We start from the raw sequence: 14,004 nt of genomic DNA, 5'->3' as shown, positions 1-14,004 counted from the left end.
ACGCAAAACTCTCCGCTCGAGAAGCGGAAAATCGCGCAGCTTCTGGTCCAGGTGCTCGAGCGATGCGGTGACGACCTTACGCGCGAAAAATGTCATGAAACAGGCGACCTCGCTCAAGGATGTCCCGGGCGACCTCACGCTACACGGGATCGCCATCAACACTTCGCCAACCGACTACCGCGTCCGCAAGGAGCTTCAAATGATGAAGTTCAACGGCGAGCGCTGGGAGGTGTTCGGGCCGATACTGGGGGATGCGGGTCCTGGTTAAGTCGTCATACTTCGAGTTCAATCGGCGGCCTGTGGACTGCCGATTTTGCTCAACGCGCGGTGGTCACATCATTGCTGGACAAGGCAAGAGTTCGCAGAGGAGGGCGATATTGACGTGCTGATGGCATACTGGCGATGCCTTCGGCCCGCGCTCTACTCGTCGCTTCGCTCCTCACCGAGCCACCCTACGGGTGTCTCGGCCCTCCGGGTAACGATCGCTATCGCAAGCGCTTGCTTCGCTCGCAAACAGCGGGGGGCTTCGCAAGTCAACTGCCAAAGTCGCGGCGGCTCTTCGCAATGAATCGGCCACCATCCGACGTGTTCGGCGCTATTGGATGATGCACCACAATGACCCGTATTGCATTTTGTCGCGAATCGCCGCGAGTACCCAGAGTCTGTTGGCTGGAAGTTGGCCCTCGGAACCAGCGGCTGAGCAGGGCGAGGAGGGCAAGATAAAAGCACTGGCGCTAAAGCGCGCCTAAGTACATTGTCTGCACATCCAAGAGTTGTCGCCAGCCGAAACGGCATTGTCGCCAAAGAGGCGACAGCGCCTTGGCGCGATTGGCGAAACACGTCTGCGTCTTGCGACAAGGCGGGAGAGCACGCACATGCTCCGACGCGAAGGGCGGAGTGCGGCGATGTCGGACGGCGACGATGAATTCAGGGTCCGGCTCGGGCGGATCGGTGACCCCCGCGGCCGGAAGGCCGTCGGCTACGTCAAACGCGTGCGCAGGATCGTCGCAAAAGCTGGCGCGGGGCGGCAGCACCAAAGCTCGGCTTTTACTGGCTCGCGGATCGGCCGCGGTCATGCCCAGGGAACGGTGTCGGCGAGCCAACGTCGGGCAGGTGCGCGACGCGTGGTCATCAAGGCGCGCATTGTCCGCATCAAGGCGGGCGACAACGGCGCCGTCAGAGCGCATCTGCGCTACGTCCAACGAGACGGCGTCACCCGTGAAGGCGATCCTGGCGAGTTGTATGACGCCAGCAGCGATCGAGCCGACGGCAAGGCATTCGCAGAGCGGGGAGCGCAGGACCGCCACCAGTTCCGGTTTATCGTCGCTCCGGAAGACAGCAATGAGCTTGCCGACCTCAAGCCGTTTGTGCGCGACTTGATGCAGCAGATGGAATCGGACCTCGGCACGAAGCTCGACTGGGTCGCGGCCGACCACTTCAACACCGGTTACCCGCACAGCCACATTGTGGTGCGTGGCAAGGACGACCGTGGACAGGATCTCGTGATCGCCCGAGACTATATCGCACACGGCATGCGAACGCGGGCGAGCGAACTGATCACCCGGGAACTGGGGCCGGAAAGCGAACTCGATCAGTGGCGCAAGCTTGAGCGGGAGGTCGGCGCCGAGCACTTTACTCGGCTCGATCGCGCTCTCCTGCGGGATTTGAGCGCGGGTGTCTTTACCCTCTCCACCAAACCGGAACGTGATCCCAGACAGCACGCCTTGCGGATCGGGCGGCTCAGGACGCTGGAACGCCTGGGTCTGGCGGATGAGGCAGCTCCGGGACGGTGGCGTGTCGCAAGGGACATCGAACCGACCCTGCGTCGAATGGGCGAACGCGGGGACATCATCAAGACCATGCACCGCGAGCTCAAGGCTGCGGGCCTCGATCGCGCCGCTGGCGATCATGCGATCTTCGATCCGCAACGAGGCGTCCGCGTCGTGGGGCGTCTGGTCGCGGAAGGGTTCTCGGACGAGTTGGGCGAACGACGCTACGCGATCGTCGACGGCATTGACGGCCGGACCCACTACGTCGATCTCGGGGTTCGACATGTCGATGACGAGGCGCTGGTCCGCAACACGATTGTCGAGCTGCGCGCCCGCGATGTTGCCCCGCGGCCCGCTGACCGCACCATCGCGGAGATCGCATCCCGCCATCGTGGCATCTACAGCATCGACCGGCATCGCGACGCCGACCCGAGGGTGTCCGTTGAATTTGCTCAGACCCATGTTCGCCGACTTGAGGCGATGCGGCGGCAGGGCCTAGCCGACCGGTTGCCGGACGGCAGCTGGAAGGTCGGGCCCGATCATCTCGATCGCGCGATGCGTTTCGAGGAAACAAACCGGTCGCTGCGGCCGGCGCGGATGACGGTCCTGTCCTGGCAGGAACTTGAGGGGCTGCCCAATGCCGTCGGAGCCACCTGGCTTGACCGGCAATTGGTCGGCAAGGTACCCGAGACGCTCGCTTCGACGGGGCTAGGGTCAGAGGTTGGCGTCGCCCTCCAAGCGCGGCGCCAGTGGCTGCTTGATCAAGGGTTCGCGCGCGAGCAGGGCAGTCGTGTCGTCTATGCACGCAACCTGTTGCAAGCCCTGGAAAGTCGTGAGCTTGCGGAGACTGCTGCACGGATAGCCCGCGAGACTGGCCTTGGATACTCCGAGATCAAGTCAGGCGATCGCTTGACTGGAACTTATCGGCGAACGCTGACGCTGAACAGCGGCCGCTTCGCCCTGATCGAGCGTGCGCATGACTTCAGTCTGGTGCCATGGCGCCCGGTGCTCGAGCGTGCCAAGGGCCAGGTCGTCACCGGCGCTGTGGGCGGCGAGGGGATATCCTGGACGATCGGGATCAAGCGTGGGATGGGTCGATAATGGGGAACGCTGCCCGGGCGTTCGCCCTGGCGCGGGCTTTCCGACATTGGAATGCACGCCGGTGAACCAGACCTGCAGCAGTTGCTCGCCGCTGGTGACCCGAGCGGCACCGCTCGGCTCGGTGTTGGTCTGGTCCTCATCCCACAGCACTGGATGGAAGGTGGCGCGTTCGTCGTCGATGGCGAGCGCGTGTCGCGCCTTGACGATCTTCTTGTTGAATTCCGTATTGGGCAGCTCGAGCGGCCAGAGCCAGTCGTTCACGCCGCGGGTCATTTCGTCGACCGGCAAGCCGTATGCGGCAACCGTGTCCCACACGCCGACGAATTCGATGGAATCAACCGTGCGCTCGCAGGGTTTGTAGAACCGCTTGTCGAGCAGGAATTGAGCTAGCCGAAACGGGTACTGGAGATTCCAGCCCGGATATTTGTCGTGGCGGTAGGCGCGATAGGCGGCACGCTTCTTGTCGAGTTCGGCCTCATTGGCGAATTTGACGAGCCCCTGGTTCAACACGAGGCCGATCACAATGCGGATGGTGAAGGCACCGCGGCTGAAGCCGAAGGCGTAGATCTTGTCGCCGTCCCGATAGTTCCGGCAGAGGAATTTATAGAGGTTCAGCACGTTACGCTTGAGGCCCCAGCCAAAAACGCCGCCCAGAAGAGCCCGCGGCTTGAACGAGGAGGTGCCTACGCCTCGTCGTAAATCGCGATCTGGTCGGATGTCTTCAGATCAAGCGATTGAAAAGTGCGCCAGACATTGGTACGCCAAACCTTGCCGGCCGCATTGCCCGTACCGTCGGAAAGCAGAACAATCCTCTTCCCCATGAGATCCTCCTCGCCAATTCCTCTTCAATCGACTAAAAAATCGTTCAGTAAGTGCAAATTCCTGGCAGCGGCGACTCTCCGCTTAGTGGGTCATAAGGGTTTTGGCGCTGGAAAGAAGAACAGCAGTGCGTTGAGCGCAGCTAGAAAGCCGGCCTGGGCGATCGCAACGATCTTGACCGCGGTGAGTGCACGCAACACGTTGTAGGAACCGTCTGTTTCAGCGGAATGTTGGTTTTGAATATGGCCGCGATCGCCGTGTCTTCGGCCAAGTCCGAGGCCATGTAGAGAAACGGAAACACCCACCAGATCCACGCTGGAACATTCGACAGGAATTCCAGTCGGCTTCCAAGAGCTCCCGATGCGTAGCCTAACAGGAGGCCGAGACTGAGCAGGAAGAGAACGTCGAGTGGAAACAGCACCGGATAAACATAGCCGCGGATTGCTTCGCTGTTTGCCTTGTTGGCCAGCCAACGGCCTAGCGTGGTCGAACTCAGGAGCTCTGTTTGCGAAGGAATGTATTTCAGGTGCTCGAGAAAGCGGCTTGCGACGTCAGTGCCATACTTTGGTGTGACGAAAAGCTTCAGTATCAGCGTCAACGCGAGCGTCAGCACAAATAGAATGATGATCGTTTGCAAAACATGCCCCCGAAAAAAAACTTCGGCTCGAGCCGAACATGCAATAGGCGTATCATGACACACTTAAAGGTTGTTTGGATATCATTTTGCAGCGCACGCGATTCCAGTCCTGTGGATTAACTCGGGGACTGCGATTTGAACCCAAGGCGCAGCCGGGAGTGTTGGCGGGGAGCTAATCGGCGCCGTGGCAACGGGGCTTCCTGGCGGAATTGGTTTTGCCGGGGAGGGTTGCCGAATGGAGGCCAAGTATCCGTTAGGGGGGCGCCATTCCGACGCGGTATTTTAGCGCAAGCTGCCAGAACCAGTCCTGATCTAGGTCATTTTCACGCCCAACTTCGGTAATGGTTGCGCCCGCGCGGTCGAATATTGCGTAGCAGAGCGCCTCGTCGTCATGTCGCGCATGATAGGCGATACCATCCGCAGCAATTGGATGGTTGAACAGGGCTTTTGACCAGACCTGCGGAACAGCATAGGGGAGGCCGCCATGAACGACCTCGGCTGTTGCACCGAGAATTGCAAGGCCGGGACCAGCAAGCCTGATCAGGCTGAGCTTTGATCGAACTTGTAAGCGGGCATAAGCCTTGCGACGGAGAAGGTCAGCATCAATCAATCTCCGGCCCGGTGTACGCAGAAACGTCTCGGCAAATGCACCGGAAGGCTCCTTGGCGCAATAGAGCACGCCGTAGCTGCCGTCGGGCGCATTCAGCCGGCCGGACAGACCGGGATCGAAGAAAACCGGCTCATATTCGCTCGTGTAGAACCGGTGGATGATCGTGCCGGCCGGCACCCGGAGCAATTCCGGCTTGCGTGAATCCAGATCCGGCGGCGGTGGCGGCGCGCTCACGCTCCCTGCTGGCCGATACGCTGGGCAGCTTCGACGACCAGGTTGATCTTGCCTTCCTTGAGGACATCGATCGGCTTTCGCCCCGACAATCGATCGTCGGGTTGCGCAAGGAAGTTGAGAATCGTCCAGGGATTGCGGGTCGGGAGCGCCTCGCTGACCGCTTTAAGACCTTCAACCACTGTCCCATCCGAATTGAATTGCAAGGTAGGATAGCTGCGCCGGTTGCTCGGGCCAGGGACCGCGAGCAGGCTGCCTTCCTGCACGCGCTTGTCGATCGCCTGACGCGATACGCCATGCATCAGGGTTCTGACCTGATCGAGATCGTAGGCGCCGCCGGCTTCGCGCAAATCTTCCTGCGCAATACGGACACCCTCGAGGATTGCGAGCGATCGGGCATCCGGCTCGTACGCTGCCCGATTGATTGCAGTGTCCCACTTGCTGGAAGTCGCGGAAATTGCAGCTGCTTTGATCTTCCAAACGGTGCGCAAGTTGCCCTTAAATCGATCCCGGATTTTTTTTACCGTTGAAGGCTTTTGCGATACGATTGCGACCTCAGCTCCGGCAGGAAGCTGAACGCCCTTCAGCACAGCGCCTGACAGCATGAGCATCGTCATCGTGCCGGTTGGCTCGACTGGCTTTTTGGCCGCAGGGGTGGCCGGCCTGGATTGGACCTTGTGTGCCATCATGACCTCCATCCGACAGTGTGGGGATACCAGACAACTTTGTCAACCTAGACAACCTTTGTCTAGTATTGTAATACCGCCTGTCAACTACTGTCCTGGATGAAGATTTGCAGATCCCGCAGGCTTGGGGAGGCGGAGAGGCGTCAGGCCTGCCGAGTTATACTAGTTTCGCGGGAATAGTATAACTTCGCGCCTTGAAGCGAGGGATCAGGACCATCCGCACCTGTGGAGACTCCAAGACAAGCGACCGCTTGATCTCGTCATGTGCCGAATCGCGGAGAGCCCGAGACTGATACGCGCGCTGATTTGTCCTGCTTCGTACCGGCCCCGCCAAGAGATCCAAAATCATCAAACCGCTCACATTCTATTGAGGCGTTAGCTCATCTACGCCGAAATCGGACCCCGGCTGTTCTCCTCTCGGCGAATTTGATCACCGCGGCTTTCGTTGCGCGGCACGATTTTTATTTCGATTGAATGCGCATCGTTCTCGTCCTTTTCATCACGCCGTTCACGTCGCGCTGTGAATGGGGCAGAGAATGTTTCCGGCAAAAATCTACGTGGGACAGATCACCGTTGTCTTCGGTCTCGTTGTTGCCTCGACGTGGGGGGCGACGCAGTGGACGGCCAGCGCGCTCGGCTATCAGGGCGGTCTTGGCTCGCCCTGGTTCATGCTGTCGGGCTATCCGGTCTATCTGCCATGGCGGCTGTTCGAGTGGTGGTACGCCTACGAAGCGTACGCGCCCGAGATCTTCGAGCGCGCCGGCGCTATGTCTGCCGGTGGAGGAATTGCAGGCGCGCTGTTTGCGGTCGTCAATTCGGTCTGGCGCGCCCGGCAAAATCAACTGGTCACGACCTACGGCTCGGCGCGTTGGGCGACACACAAGGAAATCGCTGGCGCCGGACTGTTCCAGGCCAAGGGCGTTTTCCTCGGCCGCATCGACGGCGACTACCTCCGCCATGACGGGCCAGAACATGTGATGTGCTTTGCGCCGACGCGCTCGGGCAAGGGCGTGGGGCTGGTGCTACCGACCTTGCTCTCCTGGACCTCGTCGGCCGTAGTTCATGACATCAAGGGCGAGAACTGGAACCTGACAGCCGGCTGGCGGTCGCGTTTCTCGCATTGCTTGTTGTTCGACCCGACCGACACACACAGTGCCCGGTACAATCCGTTGCTTGAGGTGCGCAAGGGTGCTGCCGAAGTCCGGGACGTTCAGAACATCGCCGATATTCTGGTCGATCCGGAAGGCGCCCTTGAACGTCGCACCCATTGGGAAAAGACCAGCCACGCCTTGCTCGTCGGGGTGATCCTTCACGTTCTTTATGCCGAGGAGAGCAAGACGCTCACCCGCGTCACCGAAATCCTCGCCGATCCCGCCCAATCGTTCGAGAAGACGTTGCGGATCATGATGGCGACCAACCATCTTGGCACGGCGGACGCACCGAAAGTTCATCCCGTAGTCGCGGCGACCGCGCGCGAACTGCTCAACAAGTCCGAGAATGAACGCTCCGGCGTGCTGTCGACCGCGGTGAGTTTTCTCGGGCTCTACCGGGATCCGACCATTGGCCGCAATACCGAGGCTTGTGACTGGCGGATCGCCGACCTCGTTGCCGCCGAGAGGCCAGTCACGCTCTATCTCGTGGTGCCGCCGTCGGATATCAGCCGCACCAAGCCATTGATCAGGCTGATCCTCAATCAGATCGGTCGCCGCCTTACCGAAACGCTGAACACGAATGACGGGGCGCCGAGGCAGCGACAGCTCCTGATGATGCTCGACGAGTTTCCAGCGCTGGGACGGCTGGATTTCTTCGAGAGTGCGCTGGCGTTCATGGCGGGCTACGGCATCCGTGCCTACCTTATCGCGCAGTCGCTCAACCAGATCGTCAAGGCCTATGGTGAGAACAACGCCATTCTCGACAATTGCCACGTGCGGATTGCGTTCGCCGCCAATGATGAGCGTACGGCCAAGCGCATCTCAGATGCACTCGGCACCGCCACGGAATTGCGTGCGCAACGCAACTATGCTGGCCATCGGCTCGCGCCTTGGCTTGGGCACGTTATGGTCAATCGGCAGGAGACGGCGCGCCCGCTACTGACACCGGGCGAGGTAATGCAGCTCCCCCAGGAGGAGGCAATCGTTCTCGTGTCCGGCCTCGCACCTGTCCGCGCCAAAAAGCTGCGGCACTATGAGGACGCAAACTTCACCTGGCGACTGCTCCCGGCGCCACGGCTTGATAGTGGCCCATACGCTGATCGCCCACCCGCGAGAGCCCATGATTGGCAAGACCAGCTCAGGCAGGTCGATCTCAAGCTGGCAGCGCTTCCGTTCCGCGATCTGATGCAAGACTCCGAGGAAGAGGGTGGGCTCAAGCCGCAACTTCCAACGTTCGATGAGCCCGCGCGCGGCGTCGGAGACGCATCTCCAGGAGAGGAACGCCTCTTTGAAGACGATTCCGACGCGGCCTCCGATCGCAGCCAGATGCAGCGGGCCGCCAGCCAGTCAGCAACGGTTCGCCGCGCCCATGCGGTGACGCGCGACGACGACGATCTACTTCCAGCCTTTTGATGGATCAACCATGAAACCGAAACTATCCGTCTATCTCTCCGACCATGTTGCCGAACGCCTCACGCTGGCGGCGAGCCGACCAGGAACCAACAAGTCAGCAATCGTCGATGCTGCACTCGATCGTTTTCTTAATCCGGAGCGCGATCAGAACGGCGATGCAGCCCTGGTGCGGCGTCTCGACCGCATGAGCCGGCAGTTTGGTCAGGTCGAGCGCGATCTCTCGATCACGGCTGAAACCATTGCGCTCTTTGTCCGCTACTACCTCACCATCACGCCGCCATTGCCGTCGGGCGACCAGGACGCCGCGCGGGCATTGGGACGCGAACGCTTCGAGATGTTCGTCGCCCAGATCGGCAAACGTGTCGCTGCGGGGGGCCGGCTCGTGGCCGACGTGATGGAACGGGTCAACAGCTCCAATCCTGATTTGTTTTTGCGGAATCTGGAGGAGGGTGCGCCGCTGGGCCAGGCCGCAGCCGTAACCGAAGCCGATTCCCGTGCCGTTAAGGCAACGGGTGAGCCGCCGGAGCATTCTCCGGAAGGACGAGGGGGGATCGGCGATGTCTGATCTCCTCTCGCCCGAGACCCGCGAGCGTCGCCGTAACATGCTGCGGACCGCCATGGGGCCGGCAATCGCTTTGGCGCTCGATGAACCAGATGTTGTTGAAGTTCTGGTCAATCCAGACGGCCGGCTATGGCTCGATCGCCACGGCTCTGGGCGGGCCGATACCGGCGTAGTGCTGACACCTCACGAAGCCGAGCGGATCATCCGTCTTGTTGCGAGTCACGTCCGCGCCGAGGCCAGCGGGTCGTTTCCGATCGTCTCAGCTGAACTGCCCGAAACCGGCGAGCGGTTCGAGGGGCTGTTGCCACCGGTGGCACTTGCGGCCTGTTTTGCCATTCGCAAGCCCGCCACCACCACGTTCCATCTGTCGGACTATGTCAAGGCGCAGATCGCTTCGCCTGCGATGGCCAGGATCCTCAGCGAGGCGGTTGCGGACGGGCGAAACATCCTGGTCGCTGGCGGGACCGGCTCGGGCAAGACCACGCTTGCCAATGCGCTGCTGGCCGAGGTCGCGGGCCTCGACCAGCGCGTTGTCATCATCGAGGACACCCGCGAACTTCGATGCGACGCCAAGGACGCGGTCGCGCTGAGAACCAAGCCTGGCGTCGCAACGCTCGCCGATCTGGTGCGCTCCACCCTGCGGCTGCGCCCCGACCGGATCGTCGTGGGCGAGGTCCGGGGAGTGGAAGCCCTCGACATGCTGAAAGCCTGGAACACCGGCCACCCCGGTGGGATCGCAACCGTACACGCGAACTCCGCGCGCGCGGCGCTCTATCGAATCGAGCAACTGGTCCAGGAAGCGGTAACGACCGTTCCACGCCGCCTGGTCGCGGAAGCGATCGACCTCGTCGTCTTCATCAAGGGCCGAGGCCCCGGTCGCCGTATCGAGACAACCGTTGAGGTCAAAGGCCTCGATCTTTCAGGCGACTACGTCCTGGAGATACCGCCCGGACTGCCGAACCTCGTCAATCATCTCTGATCAGGATCCGGAGAGAGTTCATGACATTCAGACTTCAGGTCTCAGCCGCGCGTGGTTGCTTTGGACGGCTTCGCCATGCCGTCCAACCTGTCATCGTCGACTTCGGCGCCGGCTTCATTGTCACGTTGCTGACGGCGTCGGCCGCTGGCGCCGCAGGTTCTGGCATGCCGTGGGAGGCGCCGCTCGAGCGCATTCTGGAATCCGTACAGGGGCCGGTCGCAAAGATCGTAGCTGTCATCATCATCACGGTGACCGGGATTTCGCTCGCCTTTGGCGATACGTCCGGCGGGTTTCGGAAGATGGTCCAGGTCGTGTTCGGCCTGTCGATCGCCTTTGCGGCCAGCTCGTTCTTTCTGTCGTTCTTTTCGTTCGGCGGCGGAGCGCTGATCTGATGCGACCCGACGGCTTTGAACTTGTTCTTCACCGCTCGCTGACCGAGCCGATTTTGATTGGAGGCGCACCGCGCGCCGCCGCGATCCTGCTTGGCACGATTTCGGCGGTGCTGGCGCTCGGCTTGAGGCTCTGGCTCGCGGGCCTCGTGCTCTGGATCGTCGGGCACGGCATCGCCGTCTGGCTTGCCAAGCGCGATCCGGCCTTTGTCGAAGTCGCTGTCCGCCACACCAAGCACAAGGGATGGCTCGCATGCTGAACCTGCGCGAATTTCGCTCCCACGCACATCGGCTGGCTGACTGGCTGCCCTGGGCCTGTCTGATTGCGCCCGGAATTGTCCTGAACAAGGACGGCAGTTTCCAGCGCACGGTACGTTACCGCGGTCCAGATCTCGACAGCGCCACCGAAGCGGAACTGATGAGCGCCGCATCCCGCGTCAACAATGTCCTGAAAAGATTTGGCTCAGGTTGGGCGCTGTTCTTCGACGCCACCCGCGTCCCGGCCTCGGATTACCCTCGGTCGCAATTTCCCGATGCGGTGTCCTGGCTGGTCGATGAGGAGCGGCGCGCGTCCTTTGAGGAAACAGTCGATGCGGCATGGGATGACCCCTCGCGTCGCGCCGGCCAGCATTTTGAGAGCATCGCGCATCTCACATTGATGTATCTGCCGCCGGTCGAGCGGGTCTCAAGGCTGGAAGCTCTGTTTCTGGAAAATCCGGGCAATCAGACGTTTGGCTCGAATCCGTTGTCTCGCTTATTTCGGCGAGGGCACGCCGCTCGCTCGCAGCACGTGGCCGACCAAAATGCTCCGGGAGGTGATAGCTCAAGCGACGGTCAACCGCCGCGACGCGCCGCGCGGTCGGGCGGATACCAGGAGCATCTCCAGCGCTTCATTCAGGAAACCCACAGGGCCATCGATCTGCTCTCGTCGATTCTGCCGGAAATTGCCCCGCTCGACGACAAGGACACGCTGACCTATCTGCACTCCTGTGTCTCGACAAAGCGGCATCCCGTCAAAGTTCCTGAAATTCCGGCCTATCTCGACGCATTCCTTTGCGATGAGCCGCTGACCGGCGGTCTTTCGCCAGCGATCGGCCGCAGCCATCTCCGCACCGTGACCGTTCTGGGCTTTCCCGCCGTCACGTTTCCCGGCGTGCTCGACGACTTGAACCGGCTTGGTGTCGCCTACCGGTGGACCACACGCTTTCTGCCGCTCGACCGGACGCAAGCCCAAGCAGCACTGTCCCGCTATCGGCGGCAATGGTTCGCAAAGCGCAAATCCTTGGGCGCCATTCTCAAGGAAGTAATGTTCAACGAGCAGGCGGCCTTGCTCGACACCGATGCGGATAACAAGGCAGTGGACGCGGATGCGGCGCTGCAGGAGCTCGGCGATGACCTCGTAGCATTCGGCTACATCACGACGACGGTTACGGTTCACGACGAGGATTCCTACGCAGCCGACGAAAAGATTCGCGCGGTGGAACGAGCCATCAATAGCCGTGGTTTCACCACCATCCGGGAGAACGTCAACGCGGTGGAGGCCTGGCTCGGCAGCCTGCCCGGGCAGGCTTACGCGAACCTACGTCAGCCGATCGTCCATACCCTCAATCTTGCCCATATGTGCCCTTTGTCGGCCGTTTGGGCAGGCGAGGTGCGCTGCGAACATCTGGACGGACCGCCGCTTCTCCTGGCCAAGACCAAGGGTGCAACGCCATTTCGCCTGACGCTGCATGTCGGCGATGTCGGCCACAGTCTGATCGTTGGCCCGACGGGTGCCGGCAAATCTGTCCTTCTGTCGGTGCTAGCCCTTCAATTCCGCCGCTACCAAAGATCCCAGCTTGTGATCTTCGACAAAGGTCGCTCGGCCCGCGCGGCGACGCTTGGGCTCGGCGGCGCCTGGTCTGAGCTGGGCGTGAAGGGTGGGCTTGCGTTCCAGCCACTCCGGGATGTCGACGACGAGGGAGCGCGGCTCTGGGCGCTTGATTGGTTGTGTGGCGTTCTTGCCCATGAACGGGTTCTCACCACACCCGAGGTCAAGGAGACGATCTGGTCGGCCTTGAAAAGCCTAGCGTCGGCCCCCGTTGCTGAGCGCACCATGACCGGCCTGGTGGCGCTATTGGCACGCGACGCACTGCGTCAGGCGCTGACGCCATATACGCTGGAAGGGCCTTATGGGCGCTTTCTTGATGCCGACGCGGACAGGCTGTCCGGCGCCGATGTGCTGACGTTCGAGATGGAAGAACTGATGGCGCTGCCGGGATTGGTGACGCCCGTGCTTACTTATTTGTTCCATGCGCTTGAAGCGCGTTTTGATGGCCGGCCGACACTTCTGGTCCTGGATGAGGCCTGGTTGTTTCTGGACGACCCGTTGTTCGCTGACCGTATACGTGAATGGCTGAAGACACTCCGTAAGAAAAACGTCGCCGTCATCTTCGCAACCCAGTCACTCAGTGACATTGCCGACAGCCAGATCGCGCCGGCAATCATTGAGTCATGCCCAACCCGGATATTCCTGCCAAACCCGCGGGCGCTCGAGCCTTCACAGTCGGAGACCTACCGCCGTTTCGGTCTTAACGACACGCAAGTGCGCCTGATCGCGGAAGCCTTTCCGAAGCGGGACTACTACCTGCAATCGCGCGCCGGCAATCGCCTGTTCGAGCTTGGGCTCGGTCCAGTTGCGCTTGCCTTTGCGGCGGCTTCATCGCCCGAGGATCAGCGCCTGATTGAGGCGCTACTCGCCAAATTCGGTCCCGGCCAGTTCGCGAAGAGCTACCTCGCTGCCCGCGATCTACAGTGGGCCGCAAATCTGATCAGCACCTTCGAACAAGTCAGGGACGCGTGATTACACGCGTTGCCCGCGATCCTTATCCTCAAGTCCGGAGTCCATCTGATGCTGGAAAAACTGCTCGGCAAAACTGTTCCACGAAAACTGGCGACCAGCGTCGTCGCAATCGGACTGGCACTGGTGGTTACGGTGAGTGGGTCACGACGACCCGGAGCGCAGATCGTCGTGTTCGATCCCTCGAACTATAGCCAGAATATTCTGACTGCCGCTCGGGCACTGGATCAGATCAACAATCAGGTCAAGAGTCTCGAAAACGAGGCGCAGATGCTGATCAACGGCGCCAGGAACCTGACGAGCCTGCCGAGCAGCGTTGTTGGCCAACTCACTTCGAAGATTAACGAGATCAACAGCCTGATCGCCCAAGCCAAAGGCATCTCCTTCGACGTCCAGAAAACCCAGGGTGATCTTCAGCGGTTTTATCCTCGCCAATATACCGCAGCCGTGTCCTCAGACCGGATGGTGCAGGACGCGACAGCTCGCTGGGACAACACCTATCAGGCGCTGAAGCAAACGCTGGTGACCCAGGCGACGATTGTCTCCGCGCTCGCCCAGGACGGGCAGACGCTCCGTACGCTGATGGCCAATTCTTCGGGCGCCGTCGGGTCCCTGCAGGCCCAGCAGTCCGGCAACGAACTGCTTGCGCTTCAGGTCAAGCAGTCGCTGCAGGCCCAAGCGCTGGTCGCGACACAGGCCCGAGCCGAGGCCTTGCGAGCGGTCGAGCAGCAGGCCTCCGCGGAGGCCGGCCGCGAGCGCTTTACCCGCTTCATCGGAGACGGTCGGGCTTACAACGGCTCACGGTAGAGGAGGGGACC

At 61.3% G+C, this 14,004-nt stretch carries 12 protein-coding genes and 2 pseudogenes; 9 read left to right on the top strand and 5 right to left on the bottom strand.

Annotation, left to right across the window (positions count from 1 at the left end; genetic code table 11):
• Positions 1–33: 33 nt before the first annotated feature.
• Together ACH79_RS37520 and rlxS are read left to right on the top strand one after the other, a co-directional pair.
• Positions 34–268, top strand: a pseudogene (locus ACH79_RS37520) (branched-chain amino acid ABC transporter substrate-binding protein); the annotation flags it as partial.
• 637 nt (positions 269–905) lie between these two features.
• Positions 906–2,870: a relaxase/mobilization nuclease RlxS gene (gene rlxS, locus ACH79_RS37515; RefSeq protein ID WP_161855394.1), complete on the top strand. Its 1,965-nt coding sequence runs from the start codon at positions 906–908 to the stop codon at positions 2,868–2,870.
• A 96-nt stretch (positions 2,871–2,966) separates the two neighbouring features.
• Here the strand turns inward: rlxS and ACH79_RS37510 are convergent.
• The 5 genes and pseudogenes from ACH79_RS37510 to ACH79_RS37495 form a co-directional block, all read right to left on the bottom strand.
• Positions 2,967–3,524 (bottom strand): annotated as a pseudogene (locus tag ACH79_RS37510) (phospholipase effector Tle1 domain-containing protein); the annotation flags it as partial.
• 29 nt (positions 3,525–3,553) lie between these two features.
• The gene (locus ACH79_RS45280) at positions 3,554–3,691 is read right to left on the bottom strand and encodes a hypothetical protein (RefSeq protein ID WP_371419320.1); all 138 of its coding nucleotides are present in this window, start codon (positions 3,689–3,691) and stop codon (positions 3,554–3,556) included.
• 140 nt (positions 3,692–3,831) lie between these two features.
• A complete protein-coding gene (locus ACH79_RS37505; protein ID WP_161855393.1) occupies positions 3,832–4,326 on the bottom strand; it encodes a hypothetical protein in 495 nt (164 codons plus the stop codon).
• 253 nt (positions 4,327–4,579) lie between these two features.
• Positions 4,580–5,113, bottom strand: a complete 534-nt coding sequence (locus ACH79_RS37500; RefSeq protein WP_246738288.1) for an RES family NAD+ phosphorylase — start codon at positions 5,111–5,113, stop codon at positions 4,580–4,582.
• Positions 5,114–5,166: 53 nt separating this feature from the next.
• On the bottom strand, positions 5,167–5,757 hold the full coding sequence (locus ACH79_RS37495; protein ID WP_246738287.1) for a hypothetical protein: 591 nt from the start codon (positions 5,755–5,757) through the stop codon (positions 5,167–5,169).
• A gap of 632 nt (positions 5,758–6,389) precedes the next feature.
• On the opposite strand from ACH79_RS37495, the gene ACH79_RS37490 reads away from it, so the two are divergent.
• From ACH79_RS37490 to trbJ, 7 genes are read left to right on the top strand one after another with little or no spacing between them, the layout of a single operon-like run.
• Complete coding sequence (locus ACH79_RS37490; RefSeq protein ID WP_161855391.1) at positions 6,390–8,417, top strand: conjugal transfer protein TraG; 2,028 nt, start codon at positions 6,390–6,392, stop codon at positions 8,415–8,417.
• A 10-nt stretch (positions 8,418–8,427) separates the two neighbouring features.
• The gene (locus ACH79_RS37485; RefSeq protein WP_161855390.1) at positions 8,428–8,982 is read left to right on the top strand and encodes a CopG family transcriptional regulator; all 555 of its coding nucleotides are present in this window, start codon (positions 8,428–8,430) and stop codon (positions 8,980–8,982) included.
• Complete coding sequence (gene trbB / locus ACH79_RS37480) at positions 8,975–9,958, top strand: P-type conjugative transfer ATPase TrbB (protein WP_161855389.1); 984 nt, start codon at positions 8,975–8,977, stop codon at positions 9,956–9,958. Before ACH79_RS37485 ends, trbB begins: the two co-directional genes overlap by 8 nt.
• A 20-nt stretch (positions 9,959–9,978) precedes the next feature.
• Positions 9,979–10,350, top strand: coding sequence for a TrbC/VirB2 family protein (locus ACH79_RS37475; protein ID WP_246738286.1), 372 nt, complete (start codon positions 9,979–9,981; stop codon positions 10,348–10,350).
• Positions 10,350–10,607, top strand: a complete 258-nt coding sequence (locus tag ACH79_RS37470; RefSeq protein WP_161855388.1) for a VirB3 family type IV secretion system protein — start codon at positions 10,350–10,352, stop codon at positions 10,605–10,607. Before ACH79_RS37475 ends, ACH79_RS37470 begins: the two co-directional genes overlap by 1 nt.
• Entirely contained in the window at positions 10,601–13,189 is a 2,589-nt protein-coding gene (gene trbE / locus ACH79_RS37465) for a conjugal transfer protein TrbE (protein WP_161855387.1), read from the top strand. The genes ACH79_RS37470 and trbE overlap by 7 nt, the downstream gene beginning before the upstream one ends.
• A 48-nt stretch (positions 13,190–13,237) precedes the next feature.
• Positions 13,238–13,993 carry a P-type conjugative transfer protein TrbJ gene (trbJ, locus tag ACH79_RS37460; RefSeq protein WP_161855386.1) on the top strand — a complete coding sequence of 252 codons (756 nt, stop codon included), beginning with the start codon at positions 13,238–13,240 and terminating at the stop codon, positions 13,991–13,993.
• The last annotated feature ends 11 nt before the right edge of the window (positions 13,994–14,004 follow it).

The organism is Bradyrhizobium sp. CCBAU 051011 (assembly GCF_009930815.1).
Classification (GTDB): Bacteria; Pseudomonadota; Alphaproteobacteria; order Rhizobiales; family Xanthobacteraceae; genus Bradyrhizobium.
This window is presented reverse-complemented; position numbering and strand designations above follow the sequence as displayed.

What these genes read in the sequence shown, in the direction of transcription:
- ACH79_RS37490 (WP_161855391.1), top strand. Translation starts at nt 6,390, where the DNA reads ATGTTTCCGGCAAAAATCTACGTGGGACAGATCACCGTTGTCTTCGGT.
- ACH79_RS37485 (WP_161855390.1), top strand. Translation starts at nt 8,428, where the DNA reads ATGAAACCGAAACTATCCGTCTATCTCTCCGACCATGTTGCCGAACGC.
- rlxS (WP_161855394.1), top strand. Translation starts at nt 906, where the DNA reads ATGTCGGACGGCGACGATGAATTCAGGGTCCGGCTCGGGCGGATCGGT.
- ACH79_RS45280 (WP_371419320.1), bottom strand. Translation starts at nt 3,691, where the DNA reads ATGGGGAAGAGGATTGTTCTGCTTTCCGACGGTACGGGCAATGCGGCC.
- ACH79_RS37475 (WP_246738286.1), top strand. Translation starts at nt 9,979, where the DNA reads ATGACATTCAGACTTCAGGTCTCAGCCGCGCGTGGTTGCTTTGGACGG.
- trbE (WP_161855387.1), top strand. Translation starts at nt 10,601, where the DNA reads ATGCTGAACCTGCGCGAATTTCGCTCCCACGCACATCGGCTGGCTGAC.
- ACH79_RS37470 (WP_161855388.1), top strand. Translation starts at nt 10,350, where the DNA reads ATGCGACCCGACGGCTTTGAACTTGTTCTTCACCGCTCGCTGACCGAG.
- trbB (WP_161855389.1), top strand. Translation starts at nt 8,975, where the DNA reads ATGTCTGATCTCCTCTCGCCCGAGACCCGCGAGCGTCGCCGTAACATG.
- trbJ (WP_161855386.1), top strand. Translation starts at nt 13,238, where the DNA reads ATGCTGGAAAAACTGCTCGGCAAAACTGTTCCACGAAAACTGGCGACC.